Origin of the sequence: Enterococcus plantarum (assembly GCF_001730295.1) — a bacterium.
In the GTDB taxonomy this organism is placed as follows: domain Bacteria; phylum Bacillota; class Bacilli; order Lactobacillales; family Enterococcaceae; genus Enterococcus_L; species Enterococcus_L plantarum.
The window spans coordinates 63,605-83,763 of record NZ_MIKA01000002.1 but is presented as its reverse complement, the minus strand read 5'-3'; the positions used below and the strand labels follow the sequence as shown (position 1 = coordinate 83,763).

16 protein-coding genes are annotated in these 20,159 nt (G+C 36.6%); 7 read left to right on the top strand and 9 right to left on the bottom strand.

Features of this window, described 5'->3' with window-relative positions; genetic code table 11:
• Nucleotides 1-18 precede the first annotated feature (18 nt).
• Nucleotides 19-1,443, top strand: coding sequence for a DUF1958 domain-containing protein (locus BCR22_RS01705; protein ID WP_069653277.1), 1,425 nt, complete (start codon nt 19-21; stop codon nt 1,441-1,443).
• Between the two features lie 67 nt (nt 1,444-1,510).
• Here BCR22_RS01705 and pgsA read toward each other — a convergent pair whose 3' ends face one another.
• The 4 genes from pgsA to yfmF all read right to left on the bottom strand — a co-directional run bounded on the left by pgsA (nt 1,511) and on the right by yfmF (nt 6,154).
• Entirely contained in the window at nt 1,511-2,089 is a 579-nt protein-coding gene (pgsA, locus tag BCR22_RS01700; RefSeq protein ID WP_069653276.1) for a CDP-diacylglycerol--glycerol-3-phosphate 3-phosphatidyltransferase, read from the bottom strand.
• Nucleotides 2,090-2,287: 198 nt separating this feature from the next.
• Nucleotides 2,288-3,211 carry a helix-turn-helix domain-containing protein gene (locus tag BCR22_RS01695; protein ID WP_069653275.1) on the bottom strand — a complete coding sequence of 308 codons (924 nt, stop codon included), beginning with the start codon at nt 3,209-3,211 and terminating at the stop codon, nt 2,288-2,290.
• Between the two features lie 389 nt (nt 3,212-3,600).
• A complete protein-coding gene (gene yfmH, locus BCR22_RS01690; protein ID WP_069653274.1) occupies nt 3,601-4,893 on the bottom strand; it encodes an EF-P 5-aminopentanol modification-associated protein YfmH in 1,293 nt (430 codons plus the stop codon).
• On the bottom strand, nt 4,886-6,154 hold the full coding sequence (gene yfmF, locus BCR22_RS01685; RefSeq protein WP_069653305.1) for an EF-P 5-aminopentanol modification-associated protein YfmF: 1,269 nt from the start codon (nt 6,152-6,154) through the stop codon (nt 4,886-4,888). Before yfmF ends, yfmH begins: the two co-directional genes overlap by 8 nt.
• Nucleotides 6,155-6,358: 204 nt before the next feature.
• On the opposite strand from yfmF, the gene mscL reads away from it, so the two are divergent.
• Nucleotides 6,359-6,811 (top strand): large conductance mechanosensitive channel protein MscL, encoded by a 453-nt coding sequence (mscL, locus tag BCR22_RS01680; protein ID WP_069653273.1) that lies wholly within the window; start codon nt 6,359-6,361, stop codon nt 6,809-6,811.
• A gap of 133 nt (nt 6,812-6,944) precedes the next feature.
• Here mscL and BCR22_RS01675 read toward each other — a convergent pair whose 3' ends face one another.
• From BCR22_RS01675 to treR, 3 genes are read right to left on the bottom strand one after another with little or no spacing between them, the layout of a single operon-like run.
• Nucleotides 6,945-7,376 (bottom strand): GNAT family N-acetyltransferase, encoded by a 432-nt coding sequence (locus BCR22_RS01675; protein WP_069653272.1) that lies wholly within the window; start codon nt 7,374-7,376, stop codon nt 6,945-6,947.
• A 52-nt stretch (nt 7,377-7,428) separates the two neighbouring features.
• Nucleotides 7,429-8,214 carry a sulfite exporter TauE/SafE family protein gene (locus tag BCR22_RS01670; RefSeq protein WP_069653271.1) on the bottom strand — a complete coding sequence of 262 codons (786 nt, stop codon included), beginning with the start codon at nt 8,212-8,214 and terminating at the stop codon, nt 7,429-7,431.
• A 35-nt stretch (nt 8,215-8,249) separates the two neighbouring features.
• A complete protein-coding gene (gene treR / locus BCR22_RS01665) occupies nt 8,250-8,963 on the bottom strand; it encodes a trehalose operon repressor (RefSeq protein WP_069653270.1) in 714 nt (237 codons plus the stop codon).
• A 208-nt stretch (nt 8,964-9,171) separates the two neighbouring features.
• Here treR and BCR22_RS01660 point away from each other — a divergent pair, with 208 nt between their 5' ends.
• The 3 genes from BCR22_RS01660 to BCR22_RS01650 all read left to right on the top strand — a co-directional run bounded on the left by BCR22_RS01660 (nt 9,172) and on the right by BCR22_RS01650 (nt 13,532).
• Nucleotides 9,172-11,880, top strand: coding sequence for a glycoside hydrolase family 65 protein (locus tag BCR22_RS01660; RefSeq protein WP_069653269.1), 2,709 nt, complete (start codon nt 9,172-9,174; stop codon nt 11,878-11,880).
• A gap of 21 nt (nt 11,881-11,901) precedes the next feature.
• On the top strand, nt 11,902-12,552 hold the full coding sequence (gene pgmB / locus BCR22_RS01655) for a beta-phosphoglucomutase (protein ID WP_069653268.1): 651 nt from the start codon (nt 11,902-11,904) through the stop codon (nt 12,550-12,552).
• Nucleotides 12,553-12,707: 155 nt separating this feature from the next.
• Nucleotides 12,708-13,532 carry a VanW family protein gene (locus tag BCR22_RS01650; RefSeq protein WP_069653267.1) on the top strand — a complete coding sequence of 275 codons (825 nt, stop codon included), beginning with the start codon at nt 12,708-12,710 and terminating at the stop codon, nt 13,530-13,532.
• A gap of 64 nt (nt 13,533-13,596) precedes the next feature.
• Here the strand turns inward: BCR22_RS01650 and BCR22_RS01645 are convergent, their stop codons facing one another.
• Nucleotides 13,597-14,115, bottom strand: coding sequence for a ClbS/DfsB family four-helix bundle protein (locus tag BCR22_RS01645; RefSeq protein ID WP_069653266.1), 519 nt, complete (start codon nt 14,113-14,115; stop codon nt 13,597-13,599).
• 109 nt (nt 14,116-14,224) lie between these two features.
• On the opposite strand from BCR22_RS01645, the gene BCR22_RS01640 reads away from it, so the two are divergent.
• Nucleotides 14,225-15,028 carry a MerR family transcriptional regulator gene (locus BCR22_RS01640; RefSeq protein WP_069653265.1) on the top strand — a complete coding sequence of 268 codons (804 nt, stop codon included), beginning with the start codon at nt 14,225-14,227 and terminating at the stop codon, nt 15,026-15,028.
• Nucleotides 15,029-15,091: 63 nt separating this feature from the next.
• Here the strand turns inward: BCR22_RS01640 and BCR22_RS01635 are convergent, their stop codons facing one another.
• Nucleotides 15,092-16,063: a ribose-phosphate diphosphokinase gene (locus BCR22_RS01635; RefSeq protein WP_069653264.1), complete on the bottom strand. Its 972-nt coding sequence runs from the start codon at nt 16,061-16,063 to the stop codon at nt 15,092-15,094.
• A 294-nt stretch (nt 16,064-16,357) separates the two neighbouring features.
• Here BCR22_RS01635 and BCR22_RS01630 point away from each other — a divergent pair, with 294 nt between their 5' ends.
• Entirely contained in the window at nt 16,358-20,125 is a 3,768-nt protein-coding gene (locus tag BCR22_RS01630; protein WP_083241720.1) for a 5'-nucleotidase C-terminal domain-containing protein, read from the top strand.
• The last annotated feature ends 34 nt before the right edge of the window (nt 20,126-20,159 follow it).

Genomic DNA, 20,159 nt, shown 5'->3' with positions numbered 1-20,159 from the left:
ATGACAAAGGATGTTTATATGAAGAAAAGAACTGTTTTACTGAAAATGTGCTTGCTAATATTGGTCGTAGGCTATTTTTCAGGCCTCTTTACAACTGCTAGTGCTTACGCTCAAGAAGATATTCTAACAATCACTCAAAATGCAGGGTATCAAACGAATGAATTATATAAACCAAAGGCCTCAATTGTAATCGAAGAAGAAACGGGACAGGTCCTTTGGGCAGATAATCCAGATTTAAAATGGAACCCCGCCAGTATTGCTAAGTTAATGTCTGTTTATCTTGTATTTGAAGCAATGGCAAAGGGACAATTTACGTTGGATACCACAGTGAAAGCGACAGACAACGACCAAGCGATTTCACAGATCTATGAATTAAGTAACAATTCAATCGTTTCTGGGGTCGATTACCCTGTTCGCGATTTATTGTATGCAACACTCGTACAATCATCAAATGTCGCAACGGTTATGCTAGCAAACCTTGTAACTGCCAATGATGAAGCTAAATTTATTCATATGATGAATGATAAAGCCAAAGAACTTGGTATGACAAATTCAACGTTTTACAATTGTAGCGGTGCTGAAACGGGCTCATTCAACGGTTACTACAAACCGGCAGGAATCGACCAAAATGCGGATAACGTTACTACAGCAAGAGATTTAGCTATTTTATCTTATCATTTACTGAAAAATTATCCAGATACGGTGACATACACCAGTCCAACTCAAATCACGATCATGGAAAATACACCTTATGCTGAAGTGTTAGAAAACCACAATTATTCACTACCTGGTCTTGCTTATGGTTATGACGGAGCAGACGGCTTAAAAACTGGTTCTAGTCCTACTGGCGGATTTAACTATGCAGCAACTGCCAAACGAGACAATACACGTCTAATAGAAATTGTACTAGGTGTAGGAAATTGGGAAGATCAAGAAGGGGAATTACAGCGTCATGCTTTTGGTAATGCAATTTTTGACCGAGCTTTCGCGACGTATGAGTATAAACAATTGCTTTCTAAAGGAAATAATACGATAAATAACGAAGAAATAATTTTAGAGCAGGATTTTTACGGTCTTATTCAAAAAAATACCGAACCGGCTTTCACTTTATCCGCTAATAATTTAATGATGGACAATGGACTTGCAGAAGTATCCCCTACACTCCAAACGCCAAGTGTTTCATTCAAATATGCCAAAAAATTGAAAGCTCTACAAAACTCTGTCCTTACAAATACACGTAAGAAAAAAAATGCCTTATCGACTTTTTTCGTGAATGGTTTACTCATTATTTTAGGGCTCTTATTTGCAGCCTTATCAAAATTATTTAAAAAAGGAACGAACCGCCCTAAAAAATTCAACCCTTTGTTTACTTTAGGTATCCTGTTTATTCTTACAGGGATTATTTTGAGTCTCTATACGGTCGTTATTGGTCCATGGATTTAACGAAAAAATGCAGCTCCTTCATCAGGTAGCTGCATTTTTTGATTTTACTAGAATTTTTAGTCGATTTTTACATTGATCCCTTAAAGACGCTTGCATTTTTCACAAAATAATCAACTCCAGAATAAATTGTGAATAATAGACAAACGTATAACATGATTTGATCTAATGGAAATCCAATTGCTGCGAATGGAATATTATTAATGAATAATAATATAATCGCAACCATTTGCGTTGCCGTTTTCACTTTACCTGGCCAAGCAGCAGCCATTACTTCGCCACCTTCAACTAGTAGCAAACGCAATCCAGTAACAGCTAACTCACGACATACAATGATCGCCACTACCCAAGTTGGTGCTTTTTGTTGCCCCACCAATACGATAAACGCCGTCATCACAAGCATCTTATCTGCTAATGGATCGGCAAACTTACCAAAGTTGGTAACTAACCCTCGTGCACGCGCTATCTTTCCATCTAGCCAGTCGGTAATACTTGCTACTGCAAAAATGATTGCCCCCACTAATTGAGTGACTGCTAACGATGTCCCCGCAACAGTAATCGTCCCCCAATCCATTGGTATACTAACGATGGCAATAAAAATTGGAATCATAAATATTCTAATAACGGTTAATTTATTTGGTAAATTCAATGCTTGTTACCCCTCTCTTTTCTTCTTTATTTTACGTTATCTTCTAGCCAGTGTCACTAAAAAAGACATACTTTATTTTACTTAGCTCTATTTGGTCATAGTCCCAACAAATGAGCGAGAAAAACACTTACCACGGCTGATCGTCCATCGTAAATTTTTCTCGCTCATCTATTATGAACAAATAAAACTATTCTTTTTTTATTGTGGCTGTGATTGTTCTGTTTGTGCATAAGCTAACGTTAAGTTGATATTTCTCGGGCCAATCCCAGTGTTATTTGGGTTGAAATTCGCTTCTTGACCGTCTAATTTGAATTCCATATACTCAGAAGCACCTAAACTAATGACTACTTGCGCGGTCCCAGCTGGAATATCAACAGATTTTGGCTGGCCTGGTTGGATAGTCTCTTGATAATAGTACCCATTGTCATTGTTCGCTGCTGTAGCAATATAAACACCCACCCAACAAGGTCCAGTTACAGCACTAAACTCCAGTTTACCTGGATTTGCCACATTCACTGCACTCATGTTCACTGTTACACCAGATTCATTTTCAAACTTCACTTCCGTTGGTGCTTTCGGCTCCGAAGAAGAGCTAGAACTTGACGTCTCTGTGCTACTTGAGGCAGATGCTTGACTTGATTCAGAACTTGCTTCGGACGAAGATTCTCTGATTATTTCAGAGGCTGGCGGCTGAATGATAGGTGCCGCCTGACGATCTTGCCATGTAATGTAAAAGACAACGATTGCGATTGCTAATCCAATCAAAGAAAAAATAACCGCAGGTAAGCTACGCATAAAACGTTTAGTTTGACTATTTTCATCATACATTTGCGTCCGAGACTCATCCAATGTCTCATATTGGATTTCGGTCTCTACATCTTCTGGTTCATCTATTCCATCATAAATCTCAACTAATTCATTACCATCTAATCCAACCGCACTTGCATACTGACGAATAAATGCACGTACGTAAAAAGTTCCTGGCATAGAATCAAAATCATTTTCTTCAATCGCTACTAAATAGCGTTTTTGTGTTTTAGTAATTTGCTGCAGTTCGTCTAACGACATATTTCGTTGCAGTCGTGCATCTCTTAATTTTTTTCCTATATTCACGCTGGCCACTCGTCCATCTTCTCCAGTCTTTCTAATTTATCAGTTTTTGCCTAAATCGATCAGGCGATTTTTAATTTGCAGCGTATTGATAAACAAGATAAATCACCTCTGAATAGTTCTTTATCTAACTGCTTTTTATAAGTTTAACGACTCTAATTGTCTTATGTAAAACATTTGAATAAAATAGTTGGAAGCGTCTATTCATCCAACTCTTCTAAGGATAACATAAAAAAATACTGATGAGGATAACATTTTTGAAAGTTTTTGACTAAATATTGGACTTTTTTTAGCGTACACATTCCAACTTTACTATCTGCTGACTTTTCTTATAAATGAGAAAATCAGCAGTCTAGAAAAATCAGATAATTACCACTCGATCCATTTCTACTAAATCCTCATTATTTTTTGGGATACATATAAAAACGACTCAATCCATCTTTGTTGATAAATACTTGTGCTACTCTCTTCACATCCGCTAATTGAACACTTTCAATCACTTCTGGCGTATCAAACAGTGTCGTCTCACCGTAAAGTGATTGTGAAAATTGGTTTGCGATGTACTCTAATGAATTTAACGATTGGAAATACTTACCAATCATTTTTTTCTTCAACAATGATAGATTTTCTTCTGTGACTTCAGGACTATTGTCAGCTGATAGCAGAATCTCTTCAATTCGTTGCGCTAATTGTTCAGGCTGATCACTATCTCCACCAAAATCTGCAAAGTGGAAACTACGGTCTAAGCTAAATTCATAGCCAAAACTATCATCTAGCAACCCTTCGTTATACATAGTCAAATAATTTTGTGACGTATTACCAAATAATAATTGGAAGAGCAAATTCGCTGTCGTTTTATATTTCAGCAATGCTTTGCCATCTGTTGGAACTTCATCTAACCCTTTTAAGCCAACGATAACTTTTGAACGACTGATAGCCATTGAAATAGAACTTTCTTTAATAATATCTGTCGCTGTTTCCTTGGGAAAATGACGTTTGATCGGTTCAGCTTCAGCGAATGTTTTCACCGACTGATTCTTGCGGATAAAGGCCATCATTTCTTCAGGATCCATTTTTCCAACAACAAATAATGTCATGTTGCTTGGGTGATAAAATGTATTGTAACAAGTATATAAATCTTCTGCTGTAATTTCATCAATGCTTTCCACGGTTCCTGCAATATCGATATGCAGAGGATGTTTTGGATAAAGATTGCCTAATGTCCCGAAAAATAAACGCCAGTTAGAATCATCCAGATACATTTGAATTTCTTGTCCGATGATCCCTTTTTCTTTATCGACTGTTTCTTTGGTAAAATATGGTTCTTGAACAAAATTTAATAATGTTTCTAAATTTTTCTCTACTTGATCTGTTGTTGAAAATAAGTAGCTTGTTTTCGTAAAACTTGTAAAAGCATTAGCCGAAGCACCTTGCCGGCCAAATTGTTGGAACACATCTCCATCTTCTTTTTCAAACATCTTATGTTCTAGAAAATGAGCGATTCCATCTGGTACTTTTACAAAGTCTGATTCACCGATTGGAACAAATTCATTGTCGATCGAACCATAATTCGTTGTAAATAAGCCATAGGTTTTGTTGTATTCTTTTTTTGGTAATAAATAAACAGTTAAGCCATTTTCAAGGACTTCTGTATAGAGAACTTCGTTGATTTGAGGATATTCTTTTTTATTCATCGACTTTTTCTCCTTCCAAAAAGAAAACGGCTTGTAATTGTACTAATTTTGCAACACGTTGAACATCCGCTAATGTGACAGCTTCCATTCGACGAATCCACTCATCATCTTTTAAACGAAGGTGGGGAATCAAATCATTTAAGTACTCATTTTCTAACACCGCACCTGCGTTATCTAGCGAAAGTAAATATTGATTTTTTAACATTGCTTTTGTTTGTTCAATTTCAAGATCTGTCACTTTACCTTGACGTATATTTTCTAATTCTACTGAAATCAAACGCAGAACTTGGTTGCGATTTTTACCATCGATTCCGGTCTGAACGCTTAAAAATCCTCGGAATGTATCAACACTACTAGACGCATAATAGGCTAAGTTTTCTTTTTCACGGACATTCATAAATAATTTAGAATGTGGAAATCCACCAAATACACCGTTAAAAATTTGTAGCGCAAAATAGTTTTCGTCGCCGTAATAAACATCTGTATGATAACCTAAATTCAGTTTTGATTGCGCTAAAATTTCTTGTTCAGAACGTTCTTCGATTACATTTCTAGATGGTTGTGCATAAAAAATATCTGCACTGCCAGATGCGCGATCTTCAAATGGTAATGTACTAAATAGTGCTGTTACTTCGGCTACATCCACATCTCCGAGAACAAAAATATCCACTTGGTCTTCTCGGATCATTTGTTGATGATATGCCGCAATACTTTCAGCAGTCTCTTTTTCTAAATCAGCAATCGTCCCAAAACTTGGAATTCTTTGGTCTTCAGATTGACTGAAATATAAATTTTGTAATGCCAAAGAAGAATACACTTGTTTGTCTTCTGAAATACTTTCATAGTATGCTTTTAAATTTTCTTTTTCACGTTGGAAAGTCTCTGCTTCAAACTGGCCATCATTAATATTGGGATAAAATAAAATTTCTTTTAGAAATTCTGCAGCATCTGCTAAGACATGACTATTGTCCAAATACTTATCATTAACTAAGTTCATTGAAAGGTTTAGCCAATGTAAATTCCCTTTTTTATTCACATTGATTCCAAAACTAGCACCGTATAACTCTGCTAATTTTTCGCTTAATTTCACTTGATCGGGATAGTTCAAGCTGTTAGTTTCTAGCAAACTAGATAGAAGTGTCCGTTTCGTGATTGTTTCTTTATTCAAACGCGTATTAAAACGAACCAAAATACGCACAGTTTTATATTTTTCTGTTGGAACAACATGTAAGTTGACTCCTTGTGCTAATGTGATCGGCATCTTGTCAGCTCCTCTTTGTTTTTCATCATAATAAAGTCCAGTCTGAAATACAATCATCTGGCTGCTTTTAAATGTTTTTTTAAGATTTTCTATATCCATTTAATTATAGCACAGCTCAACTGTCTTTCCTTGATGTAAGAGTCTTTCATTTCAATTTTTTTCACTTTTTCTGTATACTGAATTTGAGAAAGGGAGGTTAAACTTATGATCAAAGAATTTAAAGAATTTATTATGCGTGGAAATGTCCTTGATTTAGCCGTTGGGGTTGTTATTGGTTCTGCTTTTACTGCCATTGTGACACAAATCGTTAATGGATTGATCACACCGCTCGTTAGCTTAGTTTTCGTGTTGACTACCGGAGAAAAAAGCGCAGATGATGCATTAGGTGCACTCGTTTTTAACGTTAAAGGTGTGGCTTTCAATATTGGTGATGTGATCAGTGCTCTTATTACATTTTTAATTACAGCCTTTGTTTTATTCCTAATCGTAAAAGCTGTCAACAAGATGAAAAAGAAACCACAACCTGAAGAAGAAGAAGAGGCTGCTGGTCCAACAACAGATGATTTATTAGAACAAATCCGTGATTTGTTAGCGGCACAAAATGCTGCAAAAACTACTGGCGTTTTGAAAGAGAATATGGAAGATATTAAAAAGTAACTCTTCACGATTAGATTCACTTAATTTTGTAACTGGACTTCCCAAAAAATGCAAGTACACTCGCATTTTTTGGGAAGTTTTTGTTTATATTGAAAAAAATAAGCACGCATTATTGTGCATGACCACTTTTTAGTTAGTTTTTCCTCATATGAATATGGGGAATATCATCTTCTAAATACACATCCGAAATTGCTTCAAATCCAAAAGCCCCATAAAAATCTGTCAAATGCGCTTGCGCACCGATAACAATTGGACGATTGGGGTACTTATCCTCCACTACTTTTAACGTTTCTGCTAAAAGTTTATTTCCTAATTTTTTCCCACGATACTTAGGATTCACTATTACTCTGCCAAACGTTACTATATCTCCTTTATCGATGATTCGGGTATAGCCAACAATATCAGCTCCTTCTTGTAACCAAGTATGCCAAGCTCCCTCATCAGCTTCATCGACTTCTTGATACGGACAGTGTTGTTCAACCACAAATACAGCGATTCTTAGTTTTACAATTTCTAAAAATTCTTTAGTCGTAAGTTCTGTAAATTCTTTTACATGATACTCCATTAATGTGGCCTCCTCAGTACATTGGATAGTATAAAAATGATCCGCTTAACGATCAAATGAATAATTGTATACCATTCCATAAATTTAATATTAATACTAAAAGAATAACAAATTGAAACACTTGTGTCACTCGTTCAGAACTAATTTTTCCACTGATTAATGCTCCTATAAAACCGCCTAAAACAGCAGCTGGAATCACGTATAATAATATAGAAAGATCAAACCGACCAAAACCAGTTGTTTGTGCAATCGTAACTAATTTTGCGGCCTGGGAAAAGAATATTGTAATAACCGAATAAACCGTTGCTTCTTTGATTGGAATTCCAAAACATACCATCAATATCGCCACATTGATCGGCCCGCCACCAATCCCAAGCAAAGTAGAAATAAATCCTAAGAATAAACCGACAACCACATACCAAATAGGATGAGACAACTCTAATGAACGCGCATTGCCCATTTTCGTATAAAAATAAGCAAAAAGAAGCGTTATGATTGTCAAAATAATTTGAATCAATTGAACATATTTTTCATCCGTAAATATTCGCAACAAGGATTCAAATACCGAATTCCCAGAAATACCACCTATTACAGAACCCAAAGACACTAATGCTGCAATGGGGATTTCCAATTTCAATCCATTTTTCATTTGTCTAAGTGTAGAGACGATTGACATAGTGAAAACTGCTACACTTGAATAAAATGAAATTGCTGCTAGTGGATGAAAGTGCAGTGTATCCAGCACAGGCTTAATAATAACGCCGCCGCCCATTCCTGAAATCGCACCAACTGTATTCGCTAAAATAATGACAACAAAATAAACGATCCCTATATACACTATTTTTCCTCCCCCAATTAAGAATTATTATTTCTTTACGCTTTTCTTCTTCTAGCAAAATCAACGAATTTGAATTTATCCAATCTATGTCTAGATTCTGTGTATTCAAAACAACGTGTATCTTCTAAACTGACTACACTTCGAACAACGACCACATGTGTATCTTCTTTAATATCCATTAATTTGTGATCCTCTTCTGTTACAGATTCCACTGTGATTTCTTTTTGTGCATAGCTAATAACTAGTCCTAAATCGTTCTCTAAATAATCATAGATAGAATCTGCGGCTCGAACTTCTGGCAACTCGTTGACGATTTCTTTTAGTAAATAATCGATATCGATAATCACTACTTCTCCGTCGATTTCCCTTTGTCTAACCAATCGCCAAACTGCAGCTTCTTTCTCCCAACCCGTCAAACGAGCCAAAGATTCAGTGACACTCTCTTCTTTGAGTTCCACAACTCTAGTAACACTATGTATTTGTTGCGCACTCTGTAGCTCTTTATAACTGATAACACCAGAAATCGGTAGATCGAATTTTCTTACATTTAAAACAATTGATCCTTTACCTTGCTGTTTTTGGATATACCCAGCATTGATCAACAAATTCAATGCTTTACGAATCGTTTCTCTTGAAACGGAATATTGTTCAACTAATTGATTTTCACTTGGTAATAATGTTCCAGGCTGATAATCTCCCTCTAAAATCCCTTTTTCAAGCTCTAAAAATATATCATGAAATTTATTCATGTCCACCCCTCCAACCTAGGATACTCACAGAAAATGATAGCACATTCTTCCTTAAAAAAATAGCATTCTCAGCAAGTAAGCTTTCGACTTGAAACAATTCTTTTAGATTATCCGACTTGTATTTACAAGAGATTCATACTATAATGAAAACGAAAACAACAACATGTCTATACAAGTTTAAATAAATCTTAGTTAGGAGTCCTTCATAATGAACTTTCTTTTCCTTACACTTACGCAAAATAGCTTACATATCCAAGAAAAAAAACAAGACAATCTACTCTCAGAGTATACAATTCCTTTTAGTGATTTTGAGTTCCCTAAAACAGCGGAAATATTAGCGACACAGATCAAAGAACAATTTCCGAGCGTTACAGGTGCTGTTTTCAATGACGTAGCGCCTGAATTTTATAGCCAACACACACAAATAACAGCTTTGAATGTAGGGATAGAAAATATTATTAAACATTTTTCAGAATTACTGAATTTACCGATTCTTACCGTTTCTGAACTAGACACAGCCAAAGATTTAGCTGCAGCATTCAAAGAAAAATCAGAATACTTAACTTGGAATTTAGATTACTTCGGCTATACCCCTGGTAAAGAAGAGTATTCAGTTGAGTCATTATTGACGATTGGTAATGGGTTTATGGGCTTACGTGGCACAATTCCTGAAATGACCCTTTCAAAAGAACATTATCCTGCGACTTATATTGCAGGACTTTATAACGAGGAAAAATCAGAAGTTGCGGGGCAAATCGTTGAAAATGAAGACTTCGTCAATACACCCAACAATCAATTTATTCGCATAAAAGTAGACGGAGCCGATGAATGGCTAACTCTTGAAAAAGCCTCGCTTCATTATTTGCACCGAAATTTAGACTTAAAAACGGGTTTATTCTCTTCTCATATGATTCTTGAAGATTCCCACCAACATCAAGTAAAAATAACAGCCCAAAAAATAGTCAACATGGCTAAAAAGAATAATTACAGCATTAAATATTCAATCAAACCACTAAACTTTTCTAAAAACATTACAGTCAAAACTACAACTGATGGTTCTGTCTACAATTTTAATGTTGAGCGCTATCGTAATCTAACCGCTAAGCATTTCCATATAACACAATTACTGGCAGAAAAAAACACCTCAATGATTGAAGTTCAAACGAATCAATCGAAAATAAATGTCCAACAAATGGCAACCATCACGGGTGATTTTTTTGATGTTGATGCAATCAAAAATTCTATCGGCGAAGAACGTATTGAACAAGAAATCACCTTCTATGCTGAGCAACATAAAACATATACTTTCGAAAAACAAGTCCAAGTCAAAGTTTCTATAGCAGAAGAAAATTGGCAAACTACCTTACTTCCAGCAGCTTCTTTTGACTCTGAATTCAATGAGAGCAAACAAGCATGGGAAACATTATGGAACAAATCAGATGTTCAAATCACTGGCGACCTAATGTCTCAAAAATTATTGAGAATTCATACGTATCATTTATTAGTATCTGCTTCTCCATTTAATAATAATGATTTAGACGTTTCTGTAACTGCCCGTGGCTTACATGGTGAAGCCTATCGCGGTCATATTTTCTGGGACGAGATTTTTATCTTGCCATTTTACATTCTGCATTTCCCTGAAACAGCGAAACAACTGTTGATGTATCGCTACAATCGCTTAGGAAAAGCGAAGGAAAATGCTTGCGAAAGCAACTACGCTGGTGCGATGTATCCTTGGCAATCGGGTCTTGATGGTAGCGAAGATACACAAAAACTGCACTTGAATCCATTGAACGGCGAATGGGGTGAAGACCATAGTATTCTTCAGCGTCATGTCTCATTAGCGATTGCGTACAATGTCTGGATGTACTGGAACAATTCAAGAGACGATCGATTCATCAAAGAATATGGGGCAGAAATGTTAGTAGAGATCGCCAATTTTTGGCGTAGTGCCACGACGTTTGATGACACGACTAATCGATATTATATCGATAAAGTCATGGGACCTGATGAATTTCATGAAGCATATCCCGATAGTCCCGAGAGCGGTTTAAAAAATAACGCTTACACCAATTTGATGGTGGTTTGGCTATTTGAAGAGTTAGAAACGATCCTTTCACTATTAGATACGCAAGAACAAGCAGAATTATTCAATAAAACTGGCGTAACATCAGAAAATCTGAAAGAAATGGAAGCTATTCGTAAACGTCTATCCATTGAAGTCAATGAAGATGGGATTATCGCCCAATATGAAGGCTATTTTGATTTAAAAGAAATCGATTGGGAAAAAGCAAAAGAGAAATACGGTAATATTTATCGAATGGATCGTATTTTAAAAGCAGAAGGTCAGTCACCTGATGACTATAAAGTGTCAAAACAAGCAGATACTTTAATGTTATTCTACAATTTAAATAAAGAAAAAATCGACGAAATTTTAGAGGAACTTGACTACGACTTACCTGCAGATTATCTTGAGAAAAATCTGTTGTACTATTTAAATCGCACATCACATGGTTCAACTTTATCACGAATCGTTCATGCACAATTAGCAGAACAAGTCGCCTTTCACGATTTATCTTGGAAACTGTATCAAGAAGCCCTGTACTCAGATTATCAAGATATTCAAGGTGGAACGACCGCTGAAGGCATCCATACAGGCGTGATGGCTGCAACAATTTATGTTACTTTGACGACTTATGCTGGAATCGATATCAAAAAGAACCGCCTGATGATTCAACCAAATCTACCGAAAAATTGGACTGAGATGGCCTTTAATATTGATCACAAAGGAATTCATTATAATCTGTTTATTACAAACAATACTGTCCACGTTTGTCCATCACAAGATACAACGGTAATTGTACAAAATCAACCACATCAATTGAGGGCCGATAAAGTCACAATGATTAACTACTAATTATCAGATAGGAGAATACACATGAAAAAAGGCTTTGTTTTTGATTTAGATGGCGTGATTACCGATACAGCTAAATTCCATTATATTGCTTGGAAAAATTTAGCTGCAGAGTTAGGAATAACGATTAATGAAACCTTCAATGAGACATTAAAAGGTATCAACCGCATGGATTCATTAGAGAAAATCTTAGCTTATGGCCACAAGGAAAATGATTTTACTACCGAAGAAAAGGAAGCTTTGGCCCAAAAGAAAAATGAGGAATATGTTAAACTATTAGCGGATCTTTCTGAAAAAGACTTATTACCTGGGGTCCACAACTTTTTAGTCCAAGCAAAAGAGCGTAACATTCCTTGCGCAATCGCTTCGGCTTCAAAAAATGCACCGATGATTTTAGAAAAATTGGGGGTTCTTGATTTCTTTGGGCATATCGTTGACCCAGAAACGCTGAAAAAAGGAAAACCTGACCCAGAAATCTTTGTAAAAGCAGCTGAAAGTATCAAGATCGAGTCGAAAGATGCAATAGGCTTCGAAGATGCTCAAGCAGGAATTGAAGGAATTAAAGCTGCAGGAATGTATGCTGTCGGAATTTCTGAGACAGAAAACTTAGCTGGAGCTGATTTGCAAGTAGCTTCTATGACTGAATTATCTGTTGAAAAGTTATTAACCGTTTAAAGGATTGAGAAAAAGAGTTGACCATTCATACTGGTTGGCTCTTTTTTCATTAACAAAACACTACTCTTTAAAAATTTTTAATTATTACATTTCCATTTCTAAAAAAAGTCTTTTGTGTTACAATGAGATTACAAAATGGATTGGGGTTATAAATGATGAAAAGAAAATTGTTTAGCGAACTATCACCACTAACTTACGAAATATCAGTTAAAAAAAATATTTTGCAGAGAAACGTACAAGATTTTATTCAGCCAGAAAAGCTTGCCCAAACTAAATCAGATACGCTTTTACCTGTATCCGTTTACAAGCATGCTTCTTTAATACACAGAAAATTAGGTAATACAGATCTCACCTTACAAGAAAATAAAGCTACTAATCTACGGTTAGCTGCACCTAAAGTATCAAACATTTTGATAAAACCTAATGAATCTTTTTCTTTTTGGCATTTAGTTGGTAAATGTTCCGTAAGTAAAGGGTATAAAAATGGGGTAACGATTTTTAACGATGCTGTTCGTCCTGGAATTGGTGGCGGTCTCTGCCAATTTACGAACTTGATTCATTGGATCATTCTTCATTCGCCGTTGGAAATCACTGAGCATCACCATCATGACGGCTTAGATCTTTTCCCAGACTATGGACGTAAAATCCCTTTTGGCACGGGAACATCGATTGTTTATAATTATTTGGATTATCGTTTTAAAAATAATACACAAAATACCTATCAATTGATCATCTCTGTAAGTGAAACACATCTTAATGGCGAACTTCGTTCAGATAATGAACAAAAAAACAGCTATCATATTCGTGCAGAAAATGAATACTTCTCAAGAGAAAACGGACAAGTATTCCGTAATGGACAAATTTTTAGAAAATGCATCGATAAAAGAACAGGTAATTTATTAGAAAAGACATTAATCAAAGAAAATCATGCCCGTGTGTTATATGACACAACTCATTTAGACATTAGAGAAACTTATTAAATACATGAACTATTTATAAAATTGACTAGGATAAAAGTGTCCTCCACTTCTATCCTAGTCAATTTTACTCGTTTAGCTTAGCTAATTTCTTCCATTTGCGTATCTTTGTGCGAAAATTTGTAAAGGGAGCCACTGTATTGATATGAACCCATTTATAGACAGGCCACATCGCTTTAGTTGTCGCCCAATTTCTTTGTCCTGATTCAAAGAGTTCCTCATCAGAGAGCGTTTGAAGCCATTGGCATAACTCCGTCACTGAATTGTTTAACCTCTCTCGTTGTTCAGCAATACTATATACACCATACTTTTCATAAAACGACTGATATAAATCGCCTAAATGATTCCATTTATATCCTGGCGCAGGAGTTTGAACTATTTTCCCTGCCTGCTCCTCACGTTCCCACTGAAGAATTAAATTCACCCAACCAAGCTGATAAGATAAGTTTTCAGAAGGTGTTTTATCTACTTGTTCAATTCGTTCATTTTTTAAGTCTTCGGGTACTTGGTCAAATTCCGCCTCGTACTTCTCGTACCTTTTCTTGATTTCATTGATCAATTCTTGTTTATTTTTATATGTTCTCATAGTATTACTCCTTTCCATTCATCATTTAACCTTAGTTTAAACCTTGTCATACTGTCAAAGTCAAGTATACTAATAACAATCGACTCTCCACTACCTAAGGAGCCTAAAAATGTTTAAAATCAGCGAATTTTCGGAACTAACAAACATAAGTCCACGCATGTTGCGGCATTATGACAAATTAAATGTATTGAAACCAAAGACTATCCAAAAAGAGAACGGTTACCGTTATTACACTCCTGAACAGATCAATCAAGCCAATCAAATTCTTTCACTCAAAACTATTGGTATTCCACTAAAAGAAATCAAGTCGCTTTTAGAAAATGAAGACGACATGAGCGATTATTTAGCAAGACAGCGAACATTACTTGAAACCGAACTAGCAGAGAAAAAGCTACAATTAACCTACTTAGGCTTACTAGAAGAAAAAAGTGCAGCAGCAAATAGCGAAATAATAAATTACCCTATCGAAGTACGAATGATGAAAGAGACCCTTGTTCTTCCTTATCGCCAAAAAGTCGAATCCTATTATCATGAGGAGCAGCTTTGGCAGACATTATTCGCTAAAATCAACCTACAGGATCGAGCAACCTTAGGCAACTCGATTGCGGTCTTCCAAAATGATCTATCGGATAGTATAGATATCGAAGTCATGATCGGTATTCCAAAGAAACTCAAATCCACTTATTCTAAGGCAACGTTATTCGCTCCTGGTTTAATTGCTTCTGTCGTCGTTAGCGGTACCTATGAACGCATGCCCAAAGTACATGAAGATATGAAAACTTGGCTTCGTTTAAACGAGTATATTCTCTCTGGGAATGTGTTTAACATTTATCACTCTAGTCCTGCGACAGAGGAGCAGGAAGAATTATATATCACGGAAATTTGTTATCCGATAAAAAAAGCTAGCATATAATTTAAAGAGACCCGAACAAAACTAAATTCGTTTCGCTCAGGTCTCTATTTTTCATTATCTATTTTAACGACGTTTCGTTTCAAACAATGGACTAACAGGTTTGTTTTCGTGGATACGTTTGATCGCATCACCAATCAATTCACCCACACTAATCTCATCGATTTTATCAATTTTGCGATCATCAGATAGATAGATTGAATCTGTTACCACTAAACGTTTGATTGCAGAATCTTGAATACGCTGTAAAGCAGGTCCTGATAAAACGGGGTGTGTACATGAAGCATACACTTCTTTTGCACCAGCTTCTTGTAACGCATTAGCAGCTAATGAAATTGTCCCAGCTGTATCGATCATGTCATCGATCAAGACACATATTTTTCCTTCTACTTGTCCAATAATATTCATTACTTCAGCAACATTCGCTTTCGGACGGCGTTTGTCAATGATCGCAATCGGTGCTTTCAAATATTCCGCAAGTTTACGAGCACGTGTCACACCACCATGGTCAGGAGACACAACAACAACGTCATCGCCTTGAATGCCATGTTCCATAAAGTAATCTGCAATCAACGGAGCACCCATCAAATGATCTACTGGAATATCGAAGAATCCTTGGATTTGAACGGCATGTAAATCTAATGTCAACATTCTAGTTGCTCCTGCTTTTTCAAGCATATTTGCTACAAGTTTCGCTGTGATCGGTTCACGAGCACGCGCTTTACGATCTTGACGTGCGTAACCATAATAAGGCATTACAACGTTGATTGTTTTTGCACTAGCACGTTTTAAGGCATCGATCATGATCAACAATTCCATCAAATTATCATTAACTGGACTGCTTGTTGATTGGATGATATAAACGTGAGAACCACGAATACTTTCTTCAATATTTACTTGAATTTCACCATCACTGAATTGAGTGACAGAAGATTTTCCTAATTCTACACCGACAGCTGCAGCGATTTTTTCCGCTAATGGACGATTTGAATTAAGAGAAAAGATTTTCAATCTAGGATCAAAATAATGTTTTGACATGAGGACCTCCACTTTCTTTTACTGAACAATAGTCTCCTTATAAATAGTAGTCACTTTTTCAAAATAAATCAAGTGATTTTGAGGCATTCCTCTAAATTAATACGATTTTCTAATAAAAATCAGCTCATCTTCATAGGAAAAAAATAAAAGCTGGCAAAATATGTGGATTTTGTCCTTTCCTTTTAAAAAAATGGGTGTATTTTCTAATGACAATACACAAGATATATATTACTATTTAAATAGATACAACAATGAAAGCGTATTATCATTTTTCAGCAAAGAAGGAGGAATTTTGTGAAAAAGTCTGTTTTGAAAAAAGTACAACTTGGGTTACAAGTATTGATGGTTTCAATTTTACTTGCAGGTACCACTGCCACTACTGCATTGGCGATCGAACAACAAGCGACAGAAACAACACAACCAGAAAATTCTACTGTTTCAAGCACAACTTCGGAAGAACAAGATACCACCACTCCAACTAATAAGATGGAAACACCACAGCGACTGACTATTTTAGGTACCTCAGATGTTCACGGTCAGCTATGGGATTGGTCATATGAAGATGACAAACAAACACCTGTGGGACTTTCTCAAGTTAGTTCCGTTGTACAAAATATTCGGTCAGAAAATCCTTATGGTACAATTCTGATTGATAACGGCGATATGAACCAAGGAACAATTTTAACAGATGATTTGTATAATAAAACACCATTGATCGATCAGCCAAATCCAATGATCAAAGCCATGAATTACATGAAATATGATGCCATGGTTTTGGGAAACCATGAATTTAACTTTGGATTGGACTTGATCAAAAAGCTCGATACCGAAGCCGAATTTCCAATCCTATCTGCTAACACATATGTAAAAGAAACAGACAACCGATTTGTTGGCGGCACAACGAAAAAGGAAATAGATTTAGACAACGATGGTACTTTAGATTTAACTGTCGGGATCATTGGTCTAACCACACCTCAAATTCCATTGTGGGACGGCGCTAAAGTGGATAGTCTCTATTTCAATCCATTGAAAGAAGAGGCCGAAAAAGCGGTAGCTGAGTTGAAAGATCAAGCGGATATTATCATCGCTTCGATACATGCTGGCCGTCAAAATACTGATCTCTCTGCAAGTGCTGATCAAGTCATCAATAATGTAGCTGGTATCGATGCCTATATTTTGGGTCATGATCACCGCTCTTTCGCAGAGAAGATCCAAGGACCAAATGGACTTGTTCCAGTTGCTGGTCCTAAAGATACTGGAACAGAAATGATTAAAATCGACCTTGATGTCGAAAAAATTGATGCCAAATGGCACGTCAAAAACAGTGATGCTGCTATCGTAAATACTAAGACTGTTCCAGCAGACGAAGCCTTAAAAGCAGAAACAAAAGAATACCATGACAAAACAAGAGAATTTATCTCGGAAAAAATCGGAACAGCGACTGGTGATTTCTTACCCGTTGAGGAAGTAAATGGAATTCCTGAAGCTCAACTTCGTCCCACAGCGATGATTTCTCTAATCAACAATGTGCAACGACAAGCAACTGGGGCACAGCTTGCTGCCTCTGCACTTTTTAAAGCAGACAGTAAATTAAATGCAGGAGATATTTCGTATTCCACTATTTTTGATATTTATAAATACCCAAATACACTAATCAGTGTCCATATTACTGGAGAAAATCTGCTAAAGTATATGGAAAGTCAGGCAGATTATTATAATACACCAGGACCAGACGATTTAACGATCAGTTTTAATGAAAAAATCCGTGTGTATAACTACGATATTTTTTCAGGTGTTTCTTATAAGATCGATATTTCTAAACCAAGTGGACAACGCATCATCAACCCAACAATCGAAGGGAAACCCATTGATCCTACTACAAACTATACGATTGCTATGAATAATTATCGTTACGAAGGCTTACTAACACAAGGGCTTGTTACAGAGGAACCAATCAAATCCACCGATCCTGAAACACTGCGCGGATTGATTGCGGATTATATTCGCAACAAACAAATCCTTGATCCAGCAGAAGAAATCGAGCATAACTGGGAAGTGATTGGCTATCATTTTACTAACAACTGGCGGAAATTGGCCGTCCAATTAGTCAACGATGGTACGTTGCATACAACGCCTGCTGCTGACGGTCGAACACCTAATGTCAAGCCAATCACAAAACAAGATGTACTAAATGCAGGTTACCAGCCTGATTCAGAATCGATCACGATCATGCATACCAATGATGTTCATGGTCGGTTAGAAGGAAATGGAAAAGATGTCTTAGGAATGGCACGTCTGAAAACCTATAAAAACGCCATAAATCCTGATCTTTTGATTGATGCAGGAGATGCATTCCAAGGACTACCGATTTCTAATTTCTCTAAAGGCAAAGACATGGTCAAAGTGATGAATGAAGTTGGTTATGATGCAATGGCGGTGGGAAATCACGAATTTGATTTTAGCTTGGACACTGCTTTGGACTATAAAGATGAATTAAACTTCCCAATCCTATCTAATAATACATTTAAAGAGGGAGAGCTCGTTTTTGAACCCTTTACAGTCGTTGAAAAAGGTAGCGAAAAATATGCCATTATCGGCGTAACCACACCAGAAACGGCAACAAAAACCCATCCAAATAATGTAGCAAATGTGACGTTTGCAGATCCGATCACTGAAACAAAAAAAGCAATCAATGACATCAAAAATTCAGGAGAAGCAATCACCGCTTATGTCGTTACAGGTCATTTAGGAATTGACGAAACCACTCCACATGAATGGCGTGGCGATACTTTAGCTGAAACATTAAGCAAAGAATTTCCCGATTTGTCTATTACTGTTTTGGACGGACATTCACATACTGCTGTTGACGGCGGAAAAAAATTTGGTAACGTAATGTACACTCAAACTGGAAATTATCTAAACAACGTTGGCTTAGTTGACGTTGACTTGACAGATATTAGCAAAAAAATAGCTTCATTAACTCCAGCGCAAACGTTAGCAAATCTAGAAGAAGATCCTGCTGTCAAAGCGTTAGTCGATCAAGCCAGAGCAAACTTTGAAGCATGGGGATCAGAAGTTGTGATTGAAAATAACCCTTATCAATTTAACGGAGAACGCGATAATGTTCGGACTAGAGAAACAAATCTAGGAAATCTGATTGGCGATGCGATGTTGACTTATGGACAGCATGGTTTCAAAAATAAAACGGATTTCGCTGTCACAAATGGCGGTGGTATTCGGGCAACTATTGAACCAGGTAAAGTGACATTAGGAGACATTATTGCGGTCATGCCGTTTGGTAATAGTATCTCTCAAATCGACGTTACTGGAGCAGAAATCAAAGAAATGTTTGAGCTTTCTCTTCGTTCAATGGCGCAAAAAGATGCAGATGGTGACATTATTTTAGACGATTACAAGCAGCCAAAACTAGGTGCAAATGGAGGTTTTCTTCATGTTTCAAGTACGATTCGCGTCCATTACGACTCAACAAAAAAAGGCTCTCTACTGCCCGCAGATGAAGGCAACGGTACAGATAAAACTATTGTTGGTGAACGGGTTTTACAAGTTGAGATTCAAGACCGGACGACCGGAAAATTTGCACCGATTGATGAAAACGCAATTTATCATATGGCAACGAATGATTTCTTAGCTGCAGGCGGCGATGGCTACGATATGTTAGGTGGAAAACGTGAAGAAGGCCCTTCTTTAGATACCATCTTCATCGATCATCTAAAACAAGGAACTAACCTGCGTCTATACAATGCCGCAACAACTATCGATCTTGCACAATACAAAGAAGCCTTTCCAGGCGAACGGATCATTTCTATTTCAGAAGCTGAGTTCAATAAGAAAAACAAACCAGAACCTGTACCAACTCCAGATCCAAAAGATCCAATGAAAACGAAACCAGACGAAGTAAAAGTAGCCAAACCTGCAGGAAAAACAGCGGACTATCCGAAAATGGGTGAAACAATTGTCGCTTATGGTAGTTTAGGTTCACTAATTATTGGTCTTTCTGGTTATGGTTTGTATGACTATAATCGAAAACGGAAAATCGGATAAAATAAGAAGAGCCTGGGACATAACTAAAAAGGTT